This window comes from Candidatus Krumholzibacteriia bacterium, assembly GCA_030748535.1.
Taxonomy (GTDB): domain Bacteria; phylum Krumholzibacteriota; class Krumholzibacteriia; order JACNKJ01; family JACNKJ01; genus JASMLU01.
The window spans coordinates 184,358-198,005 of sequence record JASMLU010000002.1 but is presented as its reverse complement, the minus strand read 5'-3'; the positions used below and the strand labels follow the sequence as shown (position 1 = coordinate 198,005).

General features: G+C 58.0%; 12 protein-coding genes and 1 riboswitch. Of the genes, 10 read left to right on the top strand and 2 right to left on the bottom strand.

Translation table 11 applies throughout. From position 1 onward, the window contains the following. Window positions 1–14: 14 nt before the first annotated feature. Complete coding sequence (gene smc, locus QGH30_04795; protein ID MDP7021655.1) at window positions 15–3,593, top strand: chromosome segregation protein SMC; 3,579 nt, start codon at window positions 15–17, stop codon at window positions 3,591–3,593. Window positions 3,594–3,701: 108 nt separating this feature from the next. After that, a complete protein-coding gene (locus tag QGH30_04790) occupies window positions 3,702–5,222 on the top strand; it encodes a hypothetical protein (GenBank protein MDP7021654.1) in 1,521 nt (506 codons plus the stop codon). On the opposite strand, the gene QGH30_04785 is transcribed toward QGH30_04790, so the two are convergent. Together QGH30_04785 and QGH30_04780 are read right to left on the bottom strand one after the other, a co-directional pair. Beyond that, window positions 5,219–6,349 carry a thiamine biosynthesis protein gene (locus QGH30_04785; protein ID MDP7021653.1) on the bottom strand — a complete coding sequence of 377 codons (1,131 nt, stop codon included), beginning with the start codon at window positions 6,347–6,349 and terminating at the stop codon, window positions 5,219–5,221. The genes QGH30_04790 and QGH30_04785 overlap by 4 nt on opposite strands. Next, window positions 6,339–6,572 (bottom strand): sulfurtransferase TusA family protein, encoded by a 234-nt coding sequence (locus QGH30_04780; GenBank protein ID MDP7021652.1) that lies wholly within the window; start codon window positions 6,570–6,572, stop codon window positions 6,339–6,341. Before QGH30_04780 ends, QGH30_04785 begins: the two co-directional genes overlap by 11 nt. A 93-nt stretch (window positions 6,573–6,665) precedes the next feature. Further along, window positions 6,666–6,799: riboswitch (FMN riboswitch) on the top strand. Window positions 6,800–6,874: 75 nt separating this feature from the next. Here QGH30_04780 and ribD point away from each other — a divergent pair. Genes ribD through QGH30_04740 form a run of 8 tightly spaced genes read left to right on the top strand, consistent with a single transcriptional unit; the run spans window position 6,875 to window position 13,617 of the window. After that, the gene (ribD, locus tag QGH30_04775; protein ID MDP7021651.1) at window positions 6,875–7,969 is read left to right on the top strand and encodes a bifunctional diaminohydroxyphosphoribosylaminopyrimidine deaminase/5-amino-6-(5-phosphoribosylamino)uracil reductase RibD; all 1,095 of its coding nucleotides are present in this window, start codon (window positions 6,875–6,877) and stop codon (window positions 7,967–7,969) included. Further along, complete coding sequence (locus QGH30_04770) at window positions 7,970–8,635, top strand: riboflavin synthase (GenBank protein ID MDP7021650.1); 666 nt, start codon at window positions 7,970–7,972, stop codon at window positions 8,633–8,635. Beyond that, entirely contained in the window at window positions 8,632–9,870 is a 1,239-nt protein-coding gene (locus QGH30_04765; GenBank protein ID MDP7021649.1) for a bifunctional 3,4-dihydroxy-2-butanone-4-phosphate synthase/GTP cyclohydrolase II, read from the top strand. Before QGH30_04770 ends, QGH30_04765 begins: the two co-directional genes overlap by 4 nt. 12 nt (window positions 9,871–9,882) lie before the next feature. After that, a complete protein-coding gene (gene ribE, locus QGH30_04760) occupies window positions 9,883–10,353 on the top strand; it encodes a 6,7-dimethyl-8-ribityllumazine synthase (GenBank protein ID MDP7021648.1) in 471 nt (156 codons plus the stop codon). Beyond that, window positions 10,346–10,762 (top strand): transcription antitermination factor NusB, encoded by a 417-nt coding sequence (nusB, locus tag QGH30_04755; GenBank protein MDP7021647.1) that lies wholly within the window; start codon window positions 10,346–10,348, stop codon window positions 10,760–10,762. The genes ribE and nusB overlap by 8 nt, the downstream gene beginning before the upstream one ends. Further along, on the top strand, window positions 10,759–11,532 hold the full coding sequence (locus QGH30_04750) for a class I SAM-dependent methyltransferase (protein ID MDP7021646.1): 774 nt from the start codon (window positions 10,759–10,761) through the stop codon (window positions 11,530–11,532). Before nusB ends, QGH30_04750 begins: the two co-directional genes overlap by 4 nt. Beyond that, entirely contained in the window at window positions 11,525–12,655 is a 1,131-nt protein-coding gene (locus tag QGH30_04745; protein MDP7021645.1) for a glycosyltransferase family 4 protein, read from the top strand. Before QGH30_04750 ends, QGH30_04745 begins: the two co-directional genes overlap by 8 nt. After that, window positions 12,652–13,617: a lysylphosphatidylglycerol synthase transmembrane domain-containing protein gene (locus tag QGH30_04740; GenBank protein MDP7021644.1), complete on the top strand. Its 966-nt coding sequence runs from the start codon at window positions 12,652–12,654 to the stop codon at window positions 13,615–13,617. Before QGH30_04745 ends, QGH30_04740 begins: the two co-directional genes overlap by 4 nt. Window positions 13,618–13,648: the final 31 nt, after the last annotated feature.

The window sequence follows — 13,648 nt, the reverse complement described above, 5'->3', positions numbered from 1 at the left end:
AAGAACGGAGTGGAATGCGCCTGACTCGTCTCGAAATGCTTGGCTTCAAGTCCTTCATGAACAAGGGCGATCTTCGTTTTGAAGAGGATGTCACCGCCATCCTCGGCCCGAACGGATGTGGCAAGAGCAATATCGTCGATGCAATACGCTGGGTTCTCGGAGAGCAGAGCGCAAAGCTTCTTCGGGGAAGCAAGATGGAGAATGTCATCTTCCAGGGCACTCGCCGTCGCCCGCCCATGGGTTTTGCCGAAGTAACCCTGACCTTTTCCGGGGCCAGTGAAACACTGCCCGTGGACTGGGACGAGTTCAGCATCAAGCGCAGAGTCAACCGTGGCGGGGGAAGCGAGTACTTCCTCAATGGAAAACCACATCGCCTTCGGGACATCCACGATCTTCTCTCAGGAAGCGGGCTTGGAAACCACGCCTATGCCATTATCGAACAGGACATGGTCAAGAGCATTCTCTCGGACAATGGCGAAAAGCGTCGCGTGCTTTTCGAAGAAGCCAGCGGCATTCTCAAGTACAAGCTCCGCCGCAAGGAGAGCCTGTCACGGATGAAGTCGGTGGAAGAAGACCTGCTCCGCATCGATGACATTCTGGAGGAACTGGGGAAACAGGTTCGCTCCCTCAAGTACCAGGTGGGCCGGGCCCGCAGTCACCAGCGCCTTCAGGAGGAGCTTCGTTCCGTGGAGATTCACGGTAGCTCCCAGGAACTTCACGGGATGTGGAAGCGGGATCGCACACTAAGCCGCAGTCAGGACAATCTGAATATCGAGTCGAGTGAAGAGAGCGGGAAGCTTTCCGGACTCGAAGAGGAAATCTCCCGCATTGAGCTCTCTTTGCTTGATAGGGAAAACCGCTACCGGAAAGAGCGGGAAGACTGGGATCAGGAGTCCGCGAAGCTTCGCAAGCGCGAGGAAGAAATCGTAATTCTGGAGGAGAAGATTCGTTCGGAGAATCGCCGGGCGGAGGATCTGTCCCAGGAGCGGAAGATTGCCCGCGATTCCATGGAGCGCAATGAGACTGCCGGCAGTGAAATCAGGCAGGAGAGCGAAACGCTGGAAGCGGAGCTGAAAGAGGCTGGAGAAAAACTGGCCGAGAGCCGGGACCAACTGAAAGTGCTGGACGAAGAGTATCGGACTTCTCGCGATCGGCTTCTTCGGGAAAAGCAAACTCGCCTGAACTTTGCCCAGAGCAGGGCAGAGGCGGGAGGCGAGGTGCAGAGACTGGAGGAGCGCCTTCGCCAGCTCAGCGAAGATCTGGCATCTCTTTCGGGCGAAGAAAACGAACTGGGTCGTCAGGAGAAAGAGCTTCGCAATCAGGCGACGGAAGCCCGCAGTCACCTTGAAGAGAGTGACCGGGAAAGGGAGAAACTGGAGACCCTGCGGGAGAAGAAGACCGGGCAGAAGGAAGAAGGAGAGAAAGAACTGAAGCAGGCACAGGAACTGCTTCGATCTCTGGAATCCGAAGAGAAGGAACTCCAGTCCCGCCGCGATCTTCTCATGCGCCTTCACAAGGAACGGGAAGGGATGCCCGAAGGCTCCCGCCGGCTTCTGAAAGAGGAGAACAGCGCAAGGGAGATTCGCGGGACTCTCTCCGACCTTCTCCAGATTGATCCCGGCGACCGGGAAATCTTTGAACTGGCTCTTTCCTCATCCCTTGATGCCCTTGTTCTGGATCATCAGGAGAAAGCTCTGCCCTGGCTGGATTCCCTGCGCCGGGAGGATGGGGGCCGTGCCCTGATTCTGGAAACCCGTGGCGAGGCGCGTGAAGGCAAATCTATTGAGGGACTTCGCCCCCTGCTGGATCTGGCGCGACCGGAGGAATCCCTTCGTCCGACACTCTCCCGACTCCTGTGGAACACCTATCTTGCCGCGGACACCGACTCTGCCCTGAAAGCCAGTCGCTTTCATCCGGACATTCGTGTTCTGACCCGGGAGGGCCTGCTCGTCGATTCCCGGGGAATCCTCTCCGGGGGGAGCAAGCCTTCGGCAGCATCAGCACTGGCCCGCGAAGAGGAAATCGAATCTCTGGGCAGACAGATTGGCGACATCGGTCCCCGGAAGCAGAGTGCGGAATCCCGGCAGGGCGAACTGGAGAGATCCATCACTTCCCTCTCCGATGAGATTCGGAGTCTGGGGGAACAGATTCGGGAGGCCCGCGAAATTGTCTCCCGCCACGAGCTGGAGAAGACCCGTCTGGAAACCCGCCTTCACCGTCTCGGGGAAGAATTGCAGGGCGTAAAAGAAGAACATCGTTTGCGCAAGGGTTCTGAAGGTACGATGAAGGATGCCTTGCAGCAGGCGGAGATGGATCTCCGGGACTTCCACGGCAAGGAGACTCCGGGAGAAGAGAACCTGGAGGAGTTGGAATCCCGGGTGCAGGACCTGGAGTCACTTCGGGACCGGTCGCAGGCGGAATTGTCCGACCTTCGCCTGGAGCATACGAGAATTGCCGGTGAGGGGGAGAAGCTTCGTCTCCGCGAGCAGTCCCGCGAACGGGAAGAGGATCAACTTGGCGAGAGGATCAGGCGCAGCGAGGAGGGGATCCGCGAGAGCGGGGACCGGGCTCAGGAAGCCCTTGCCCGCAAGGAGGAACTCTCACAGGGTTTGTCGGAGAGACAGGATGAAATCGAGAAACTCCGCAGTGGAAGCGACCAGCGCCTAGAGGAAATAAACTCATTCCGGGAAGCCCAGCGTGAGAAACAGGAAACGGCGAAAACCCTGCGGGATGCCCGGCATCAGAAAGAACAGACCGCCCACGAACTGGAGATCGAGCGGAGCACCCTGAAGGTTCGTATGGAGACACTCTGCGAGACAATTCTCGACAAGTACGGGATCGATCTGGATCCCTCTCGTGGTCCTTCTCTGGATGAGGAAACCCCGGAAGCTCCCGAGGGGAAAACCCTTCACGAGCATGTGGAGGAACTGAAAGAGAAAATCCGCAGACTCGGTAATGTGAACCTCCTCGCTCTTGACGAATTCGAGGAAGCCAATGAGAGATACCAGTTCCTCATCAAACAGAAGGAAGATCTGGAGGAAGCCCGCAAGGGGCTGATGGAAACCATTCGGAAAATCAACAAGGAAGCTCGCGAGCGTTTTGATGAGACCTTCAGCATCGTCCGAAAGAACTTCATCGAGATCTTCACGGCTGTTTTCGATGGGGGAGAGGCCGATCTCGCCTATTCCACCGATGAGGATCCTCTGGATGCGGAGATTGTGATTACAGCTCGCCCCCGGGAGAAGAGCATTGCCGACATCAGCCAGCTTTCCTCGGGAGAGAAGACGCTTACGGCCTTGTCCATTCTCTTTGCCATCTACCTGAGTAAGCCCAGCCCCTTCTGCGTCTTTGATGAAGTGGATGCTCCGCTTGATGACGCAAACATTGTGCGCTTCCTGCGTCTCATCCACCAGTTCAGCAAGGACACCCAGTTCCTGTTGATCACACACAACAAGAAGACCATGGAAGCGGCAAAGCACCTCTTCGGGGTGACCATGGAAGAAAGCGGGGTTTCGAGAATCGTCAGCGTGGCCTTTGATGAACTTCCCGAGGATCTGGATAGGGAGCCCCTGATTGCGGGCAAGGGAGCCTGATTGGGTATTCCCTCCTTCCTGCGTGGGATCATCCCATCCGGGAAGGGGGCTTTCCTCCGCCTTCCCCTTCCTCCCTCCCCAGCTTTTTTCGTTTTGGTTTTTCTAACCGTGTTGGCCATCTGGTGGCCGGCCCTTTCTACATCCTTCAGTCTCGATGACCTTGGCTTCCTGCTCAAGGCTTCGGAGATCGAGGGAGAGTGGGAGGGAATTCGAAGGCTGCTTTCCGTGCAGCTCTTTTTTGAAACAGGCTGGACACTGTTCGGCAACAATCCCCTGCCCTGGCACATCCTGCTTCTGGTTTTTCATGCCATCAATGCCAGTCTGCTGGCAGTTCTGGCTCTTCGGTGGGGACTCTCCCGGAAGGCGGCCGCCTATTCCTCCCTGATCTTTCTGTCTTCTCAGGTGGCCTTTACTCCCATTCACTGGGTCAGCGGTTTCCAGGAACTCTCAATGAGTTTCTTTGCCCTTCTTGCAGGCCTGGCCCTGATTCCCCGTCTGCGTTATTCTCTTCCCTTGGCATTTCTCTTTGCTCTGGCATCCTTGCTCTGTAAGGAGTCTGCGCTCTTGCTCCTCCCCATGCTGGGATTTCTGTTTCCCCTTTCGCAAAGAGACCGGGTCATTCTGATTCTCGGGGGCCTTCTCCTGGGGACAACCCTCCTGTTCCTGTCGGGAAGCCTCAACCCGCGTCCTCCCGGGGATCCCTACGAGACAGCCCTGGGTCTGAATCTCCTGTGGAACTTTCTGGGCTACCTTGCCTGGCTTGTTTCCTTTCTGGATCCATTTCCGGATCGTCTTCCCGAAATGCAGCCGGGTCTCGCACTTCGGGGCTTCCTTCCCCTGCTTCTGGCGGGAATCCTTGCCTGGCGATTCCGTGGAATTCGCCGCCCCCTGTTCACCGGACTTCTGGCCTTCCTGCTTCTTTTGCTGCCGATCCTTCCCCTTCTGCGGCACAGTTACCTCTACTACCTCTATCTGCCTGTTCTGCCTCTTTGTCTGCTCGCAGGAGCAGGCTTGGATCTGCGGGGAGATACCTGGACCCGGCTCGCTATTCCCCTTCTTCTCGCATTTCTCTTTCTCGGCGCCTGGCAGTCCTCGGAGAGAAGAACCATGATTCTCGAGCGGGATCTTCTGGCGGATCCCGTGATTCGCTATGCAGGGCTACTGGACAACGCTCTTCACTCACTGGATTCTTCGGGGGAAGCGATCCGGGGGGACCTGCGCATCATTGCCCCCTTTCTGAGTGAAGCAGTCAGTCTGGGAAGTGCTTCTCGCAATTCGTCTGCTGCAGTGGCGAGGGTCCGCTTCCTTCCCCTTCAGAAAGCTCTTCTGGAAGGGAAGGCCTTGCGGCTTTTTTATCCCGAACTGCGCTCTGCGGCCTTTCTTCATAATCTGGAAGAAGAGGATGACTGGACTTCCTGCAACTTCTGGTGGACTCACGGGCCGGGTTTTCTGGACTACCTGGGGGAAGGGGAGGCTGGAAGGAGAAATCTGGCGGCTCTCTACGCCCGACATGGTGAGTATCAGAAGGCAGAGCGGGAAATGAAGGCGGTCTTTCATCAACTGGAACGGATGTCCGGCGGGGACAGGGGAGATGCAGCGGCTGTTCCCGAAGAACTGCGGGGGAACTAGCGGAGGAGATCCGCGGCGTCGAACTTTTCGGGGATTCTCCAGGCTTCCGTTTCCGAGTCGTCGGCAAGGGGACGAACTTCCAGGATTTCCTTCCGGTCCTGTCCCCGTACTTCCACGCGGACGGTTTCTTCCTTCCGGCCCTTTCCGTAGCGAGCCACCATGGAGGCCATGATTTCCAGCTGTTCCGCTACCGGTTCCTGTTCCGTGAAGCTCTCCACGATGGCCAGAGGACCGGAGTGATCGAGAGCCTCCAGAAAGAGAGCCTCCGGGTAGAAGTGATGGAGGAAATTGTTCTCCGCTTCTTCCCTTCCAATGATCAGCTTGAAATCCGGTGACAGGCGAAAGTGGCGACCGACCTTCAGCAGAAGGGTCCCCTTTTCGTCGGGTTTCCCGCCCTCGGGGAGATGCCGAATGAGATCGTAAAAACGGGAGGCGTAGATTTCATCTGTCAGGAAACAGCAGCCTCCCGCCGGGCTGGGAATGTCCTGAAGGCCGGCCTCTTCCGCCCGAGCCATCTGCTGCTTTCGACTGCGCCCCTGGATACGAAGCAGTTGCTCCCGATCCACGAGCCCCTCTTTCTCCACGAGAGTGGGGGCCAGCAGTTTTGCAGACAGGGGCCGAAGGAGACGGCCTTCCAGGCCGGCGTCCTTCTCCACGATTTTCATGGCACGCAGATGCTGGCTCATGGGTCGCTGCCCGAGTACTTCCCCGGTAAAGACGAAATCTGCCCCTTCTTCCTCCATGATTTTCGCTGCGGCCCGGAGCATGTAGGCTCGACAGTCGATGCAGGGATTCATGTTCGCGCCATAGCCGTGCCGCGGCTTGAGGATGATCTCCATGTAGTCCTTGGAGATGTCCACCACGCGCACGGGGACTTTCAGGTCGCTTCCGGCGCGGAGGGCTTCGTTGCGAAGCCTGCGGGGATCCTGTTCGGAGCCGAAAGAAGCCATGGCTCGATGATGGTCGCTTCGGCAAAAACCGGTGGAGAAGTTCACGGCAAGAACCTCGATGCCCTGTTCCCGAATCACATGGACGGCCAGGGTGCTGTCCAGTCCGCCGGAAACCAGACCGATGGCTCGAACGGTCCTGCCCTCAGCAGTTCTGCGGATGGGGAGATCAGAAGACATCGTTCCTCTTTCGGATTCTCAGGCGGGTCAGGGAGCCTTCCTCTTCCATGCTCAGCAGTTCCTGATCCTGGGCCTGACACCAGGCGGGCAGATCCATGCGGACACCGATATCATCGGAGACTATTTCCAGAATGTCCCCGATTTCCAGTGCCTTGAGGGCTTCTGCGGTTTTTGTCACCGGGACGGGACAAAAGGTGCCGCGCGTGTCCAGCTGTGTTTCCATAGAGGATTCCTTTCCTGATCTCAAGGTATCCCCTTTGGGAGCATTTGCCAGTAGCCCGCTTGACAATCCTCCCGAGAATCGTAAGCTTGTTCCGTGAGCCTTCGGGGCGGGGTGCAATTCCCCACCGGCGGTGAAGGGCTTCGGCCCTCAGCCCGCGAGCGGTTTCGGCTGCTGATCCGGTGTAATTCCGGAGCCGACGGTAAGAGTCCGGACGGGAGAAGGCAATGGGACGGGTCCCTGGACCCTTCGTCCTCCCTTGCCCCCTACCCCGGAGTCTCCTCCGGATTTTCTTTGGGAGCAGGATGAATCAGCTGAACAAGGATACTGTCTGGATGCGCCGAGCTCTGGAGCTTGCCTCTCGCTGTGGTCCGGAGGTGGAGCCGAACCCGCGGGTCGGGGCTCTTCTGGTTCGTGATGGACGGCTGATCGGCGAAGGCTGGCATCGTGCTCTGGGCAGCGCCCATGCCGAGATCGAGGCCCTATCCTCCTGCACGGAAGATCCTCGGGGATCGACTCTCTATGTGAGTCTGGAACCCTGCCACCGAAGCGGACTCACTCCTCCCTGTACGGATGCGATTCTGAAAGTGGGCATCTCCCGCGTGGTTTATGCCTTGGATGATCCCAATCCCGCAGAGTCCGGTCGCTCCGCCCACCTATTGCAGGAAGCGGGGCTGGAGGTTCAATCCGGGATACTGGAAGAAGAGGCCCGGGAGCAGAACCGGATCTACCTGCGCAATCAGGAGAGCGGGCGTCCCTGGGTCTGCCTCAAGACCGCCGGCAGTCTGGACGGCAAACTGGACGCGGGCCCGAAAGAAAATCGCATCGTCAGTGGCGAGGAGTCCCGTCGTAGTGTTCATGTCCTTCGTTCGTCACTGTCGGCAGTGGTCATCGGTGCGGAAACAGCTTTTCAGGATCTGCCTCGACTGGATCTTCGCCTCCTGGAAAACCAAAAGGGCGCATTGCCCCGCCCCGTGGTTTTTGACAGCCATCGCCTGCGTTGCCCTGCAGACCTGACCTTTGACGACCGCTCTCCGATTCTTCTGATTCCCGATAGCCTGGAGGATTCCCGGCTCATGGAACACCGGGACCGGGGCTGGAAAATTCTGCGTGTGAAAGAGGACGGGGAGGGACGCCTTCACCTGCCTTCCGCTCTCGAGCTTCTTTTGCAGGCGGGTCTGGCGAGCCTTCTTGTGGAAGGGGGGGGACGCTTGCACAGTGCCCTGCTTCAGGAGGGACTCTGGGACTGCTGGCGACACTATCTCGCTGCCCGATTGTTTCCGGCGGTGGGGACGCCCCTTTGGTCGGGCGCATCACGATTTGAGAACTTCCGCATCAACAAGACAGAACGATCGGGGGAAGATCTTCTTCTGGAGTTTCTTCCCGGGAAAGAGGCTTGAATGTTCACAGGAATTGTTCAGGAACGGGGGAGAGTGCGAAGCCTGCGCCGGGAAGGCGAGGGCGCCCACTTTGAGGTCGAGGCCGGAGAAGTACCCGGCGAGATCAGCATCGGGGATTCGGTCTCGGTCAATGGGGTCTGTCAGACCGTAACGAAGCTCTCGCAAGACAGCTTTCAGTTCTTCGCTATGGGAGAAACCCTGCGGGCCACGAATTTCGAGGATCTCCGCGAAGGAAGCCCGGTAAATCTGGAACTTGCTCTCACACCAACGAGCCGCCTCGGGGGGCATTTCGTGACGGGTCATGTGGATGGTACAGCCAGGATTGCCGGGATTCGGGATGAGGGAAACTGGTCCACCTTTACTCTTGAGATGGAAGAGGATCTGGCCTCCCAGCTGGTTCCCAAGGGCAGTATTGCCATCGATGGAATCTCCCTGACCGTGGGACCGGAGGTCCGCGAGCAGGGCTGCGAACTCTATATCATTCCGCACACGCTGGAAGTGACCACCCTGGGGAAAGCCTCCGCGGGGCAACGAGTCAATGTGGAGACCGATCTGATTGGAAAGTATGTCCTGCAGTATGTGGAGCGGGGCGAAAGCCGCAACCGGGACAGCAGCCTTATGGAGCTTCTTGCCGGCCAGGGCTTTCTGGGAAAGGACGGAAAATGAAGGACTATTCCAAGGTGGAGAACGCGCTGGAGATCCTCCGTCAGGGCGGGATGCTCGTGGTGGTTGATGACGAGGACCGTGAAAACGAGGGCGATCTGGTCATGGCCGCTGAAAAGGTGGATGCCGCTGCGGTGAACTTCTTTGCAAAGGAAGCTCGTGGTCTCATCTGTGTTTCGGCCGAAGCGGAAATCCTGGAAAAACTGGATCTCGATCCCATGGTTGCGAGAAACACCTCTCACATGGGGACTCCCTTTACGGTCAGTGTGGATGCCAGAGAGGGGATCAGCACGGGCATCAGCGCTCAGGACCGGGCCCGCACCGTGAAGTTATTGGCGGATCCTGAGTCCCGTCCCGACGATTTTGCGCGCCCCGGCCACATCTTTCCCCTGAAGGCCGCTCCCGGCGGAGTTCTGCGACGAGCCGGCCATACCGAGGCCGCCAGCGATCTGGCACGCCTCGCCGGGCTTCGTCCCGTGGGGATGCTCTGCGAGATTCTTCGCGAAGATGGCAGCATGGCCCGTGTTCCCGACCTTCGGGAGTTCTGTGCCAAGCATGACCTGGCAATGATCTCCGTGCAGGAACTGATCGGCTACCGCAGTGCAAAGGAATGTCTCGTCAAAAGGGTGGTCGATGTGGATCTTCCCAGCCTTTACGGGGATTTCCAGCTCTACCTTTTTGAAAACCTGATTGATGCCAGCCAGCATCTGGCACTGGTCAAGGGAGAGCCAAAGGAGGATGCGGCCCTGGTGCGCGTCCACAGCCAGTGCTTTACCGGGGATGTTCTGGGCAGTCTGCGCTGCGATTGCGGCGAGCAAAGAGTCCGGGCTCTCGAGCAGATTGACCGTGCCGGATCCGGCGTCTTTCTCTACATGATGCAGGAGGGCCGGGGAATTGGTCTTGAGAATAAACTGCGTGCCTATCAACTGCAGGACGAGGGGCTTGATACCGTCGAGGCGAATCATCACCTCGGGTTTCAGGCCGATCTTCGGGACTATGGAATTGGTGCGCAGATTCTCCGTGAACTGGGCCTGAAGAAGATCAGGCTTCTGACGAACAACCCGCGGAAGGTCGTGGGCCTGGAGGCCTATGGACTCGAAATACTGGAACGGGTCCCGATCGAGATCGAGGCCAATGAGAAGAATCGTCGCTATCTTGATACCAAGCGCGACAAGCTAGGCCACTTTCTGGGGACTCACTCGAAGAAGGCCGCAAACAGCAGTGGGCAGGAATCCTGAAGGGAGAATCCGATGATTGAAGGGAAACTGAATGCAGAAGGCCACCGATTCGCATTGGTAGTCAGCCGTTTCAATGACTTCCTCACGGGCAAGTTGGCCGAGGGGGCCCGGGACTGTCTGGTGAGACACGGGGCCGGGGAAAGCGACATTGAGGAAATCCGGGTTCCCGGAGCCTTTGAAATCCCTGCCATTGCCCGTCTTGCAGCCGAATCGGGCCGATTCGATGCGGTGATTTGCATTGGCGCAGTGATCCGGGGAGGGACTCCGCACTTTGATTACATATCCGCCGAGGTCGCCAAGGGAGTGGGATCTCTTGCCATGAACTCACCTGTGCCGGTACTCTTCGGCGTCCTGACAACGGACACGCTGGAGCAGGCCATCGAGAGAAGTGGAAGCAAGAGCGGAAACAAGGGTTGGGAAGCAGCACTATCTGCCATTGAAATGGTGGGACTGAGTGCCGCACTGAAAGGCGAAGATGGGTAAAAGACGAAAGGCGCGGGAACTGGCTTTGCAGGTTCTCTTTGAACTGGAGTTCTCCGGCAAGGAAGCGAAAGTGGCTCTTCTGGAGCAGGCCGCTCGCAGGGACAGTCACAAGGAGAGCGAGGACTACGCTTTCTTTCTTCTTGAAAAAGTAGGAGGGGAAAAGGAGAGCCTTGACGAGAAGATCAACGCAAGGCTGGAGACTCGCAAACCCGAGCGCGTCAGTCTCGTTCTGCGAAGTATTCTGAGGATGGCCTTGAGCGAGGGCATTCACTGCCCGGAAATCTCGAGCGAGGTGATTCTTAATGAGGCCATCGAACTCGCCCGCAGTTTTGAGAGCGAGGAATCCACGGCCTTTGTCAACGGGATCCTTGAGAAACTTCTGAGCGAGGAGCGAGGCGCGAAGGAATGAGGGAAAGCCGTCGGGAACACTGGGATACCTTCTGGGAGGAGCGCCCTGTCGAAGAGGTCTATGAATCCGTGGGAGATCTCGTCGGGGAGTTGGATCGTTGGGCGGATTTGCCCGGCTTACGGATCCTTGAAGTGGGCGCTGGCAGCGGTCGGGACTCCCGGCTTCTTGCCTCCCGCGGAGCGCTTGTCAGTGTTCTGGACTACTCCCTTCCGGCTCTGAACAGCTCTCTCGGGGGAAGGGCCCCGGAAGGGATTCAGGCGATTCGCGCCGACGCCCTGCAGCTTCCCTTCCAGAACAACAGCTTCGATGTGGTCTTTCACCAGGGTCTGCTCGAGCATTTTCGGGATCCAGTTCCGCTTCTGAAAGAAAACGTCCGCGTTCTGGCTCCCGGAGGGATTCTACTGGTTGATGTACCCCAGCGCTGGCACTACTACACGCTTGTCAAACGGATCCTGATCGCTCTGGATCGCTGGTTTGCCGGATGGGAATGTTCGTTTTCCGCCAGGGAACTGGAAGGTCTTCTGCGCGATTGCGGGCTGGAGCATCTGACGACCTATGCGGACTGGCCCAAGCCCGGGCTTCCTTACCGGGCCTTGCGGAAGCTCCTTTCCCGGCTTCGGCTGAAGCTGCCGGCAAGCCCTCCGCAACCGCCTCTTTTTGTGCGCACGGGGGATTCCCTCAGAAAATCACTTCGCTATTCGAGAGCCGGGCACTATTCTGCCATGGTCATTGGATGCGTGGCCCGGAAACCGGGAGACTCGATTGGCTGAGAGAAAACGGAGGATCCTGGCCGTCAACTGGCGGGATCGAAAGAACCCCGAAGCCGGGGGAGCGGAGACCCATCTTCACGAGATCATCGAACGATGGGCTGAGGACGGCGATGAGCTGACCCTCCTCTGCGCCGGCTTTCCCGGAGGAGCGGAAGAGGAACACTACGGTGGCCTGAGAATCCTTCGGGCCGGTAATGCCTGGAATGCCAATTTCGCACTTTTCTTCCGTGCCCGCCGTCTCCTTCGCCAGGAGTCCTTTGACTGTATCGTTGAAGATGTGAACAAGATTCCCTTCTTCCTGCCACTTCTCAGTTCCCTGCCTCACCTTCTGCTGATCCCCCATCTCTTCGGGACGACGGTCTTTCGGGAAACCAATCCGTTATTCGCCTTTTATGTCTGGCTCTTTGAATTGCCCATTCCCCTTGTCTACCGAAATAGTGGCGTGGTCGCGATCAGCCCCAGTACTCGCGACGATCTGCTGGCCAGGGGCATGAAGAAAGACAAGGTGGAGGTCAGTTACTGCGGTTTCGACCCGAAGCCCTATGATCGCGAGAATCCTCCCGGGAAGGGAAAGAGTCCCCGCCTGATCCATCTGGGGCGGCTTCGCAAGTACAAGGGAGCCGATCGAGTGATCCGGAGTTTTGCAAAAATCCGGGATGAGATGCCGGAGGCCCGCCTGGAGATCGTGGGAGACGGGCCCGAACTTCCCAATCTCAGAAAGTTGTCGAGGAAATTGGAACTTGACAACTCTATCACCTTTCATGGATTTATGAGTCTGGAGGACATGGTGAGCCTGCTCTACAAGTGCCATGTCTTTCTGAACAGTAGCCCCAAGGAGGGATGGGGGCTGACGGTGATCGAGGCGGCGGCCTGCGGGGTTCCCGCGGTGGCCTCGGATTCTCCGGGACTTCGGGATTCCGTCGAGGACGGAAAGACCGGGATTCTGGTTCCACCCGATGACACGGATGCCATGGCAGAGGCTACTCTGGAACTTTTGCGCTCCCCCGAGCTGCGTGAGGCGATGGCCGAGCGGGCTGCTCGAAGAGCGAGGGAGTTCTCCTGGAATCGAACGGCCAGGGAGGCCGGAGATCTGCTTGACCGTCTCATGGAGAGTGGCCTTTGAAGAATATCCTCCTCTTGATCGGGAAACTGGCGGTATCTGCGACTCTGGTATTTCTGCTCCTGCAGCGGATCTCCCTCGGCGATGCCATGGCCGTCCTCGGCGAGGCCAAGCTTCTTCCCTTTTTCGCGGCCTTTCTCCTTTTCGGAGCCAGTGTTTTCGGAGGAGCCTGGCAATGGGGCTTTTTTCTCCGGACTCTGGGAATCTCCATTTCCTGGAAAAAGGTGATAGAGGTCTACTGGGTGGGTCTCTTCTTCAACAACATCCTCCCGGGCAATGTGGGCGGAGATCTCGTCAAGGTTCTGGACCTGAAGAAGGAACAGCAGGATCCCATTACTTCGGCGGCCGCCACCCTGGCAGATCGCCTGACCGGGCTGAGCGCCCTGGCCTTTTTGGCACTGCTGGCATCCTGGCTCCTGAGAACAGAGCCGGGACTGGAAACCATTGGAAACGCAGTGTTTCGCAGTTCCCTTCTCTACCTCTTTCTGGCCTTCCTCTTCCTCCTCAATCCCGTGGCCTCGGGCATGAGAAGGCTGGGTATTCTGACCGGGATTCTCTCGGAGGGAGGGAAGCGCTGGAGGATTTTTGAGCTCTTTGAGGTTCTTCGCTGTCGGAAACGGGTCCTGTTTCGCCTCTTCCTGCTTTCCCTACTGGTGCAGGGAATGAGGGTCGGAGTTCACTTTCTGGTCTGCTATGCCCTGATTGGCTCTGCTACGCCCTCCTTTGGGCAGTTCTTTATCGCCATTCCCCCGCTGGCCTTCGCCCTCGTTCTTCCGGTGACCATTGGCGGACTGGGACTGAGGGAAAGTCTGGCAATTCCTCTTTTCCGCCCCCTGGGTCTGATCGGTGAAGTTCCTGTGGCACTTCAGTTTCTGGCCTATTTGCTCATGCTTCTGGTCTCCTCGATCGGGGGTTTTGTCTTCCTGCTTCGCCGACTGCCGTCCGAAGCGGTGAAGAACCGCTGAAAAGCCTTGCCTCCCGGGGCACATTCCTTCA

Bases quoted from the DNA above. Each gene is read 5' to 3' on its own strand.
- QGH30_04780 (MDP7021652.1), bottom strand. From the start codon at position 6,572: ATGGAAACACAGCTGGACACGCGCGGCACCTTTTGTCCCGTCCCGGTG.
- ribD (MDP7021651.1), top strand. From the start codon at position 6,875: ATGAATCAGCTGAACAAGGATACTGTCTGGATGCGCCGAGCTCTGGAG.
- QGH30_04770 (MDP7021650.1), top strand. From the start codon at position 7,970: ATGTTCACAGGAATTGTTCAGGAACGGGGGAGAGTGCGAAGCCTGCGC.
- QGH30_04785 (MDP7021653.1), bottom strand. From the start codon at position 6,349: ATGTCTTCTGATCTCCCCATCCGCAGAACTGCTGAGGGCAGGACCGTT.
- QGH30_04750 (MDP7021646.1), top strand. From the start codon at position 10,759: ATGAGGGAAAGCCGTCGGGAACACTGGGATACCTTCTGGGAGGAGCGC.
- smc (MDP7021655.1), top strand. From the start codon at position 15: ATGCGCCTGACTCGTCTCGAAATGCTTGGCTTCAAGTCCTTCATGAAC.
- QGH30_04765 (MDP7021649.1), top strand. From the start codon at position 8,632: ATGAAGGACTATTCCAAGGTGGAGAACGCGCTGGAGATCCTCCGTCAG.
- nusB (MDP7021647.1), top strand. From the start codon at position 10,346: ATGGGTAAAAGACGAAAGGCGCGGGAACTGGCTTTGCAGGTTCTCTTT.
- ribE (MDP7021648.1), top strand. From the start codon at position 9,883: ATGATTGAAGGGAAACTGAATGCAGAAGGCCACCGATTCGCATTGGTA.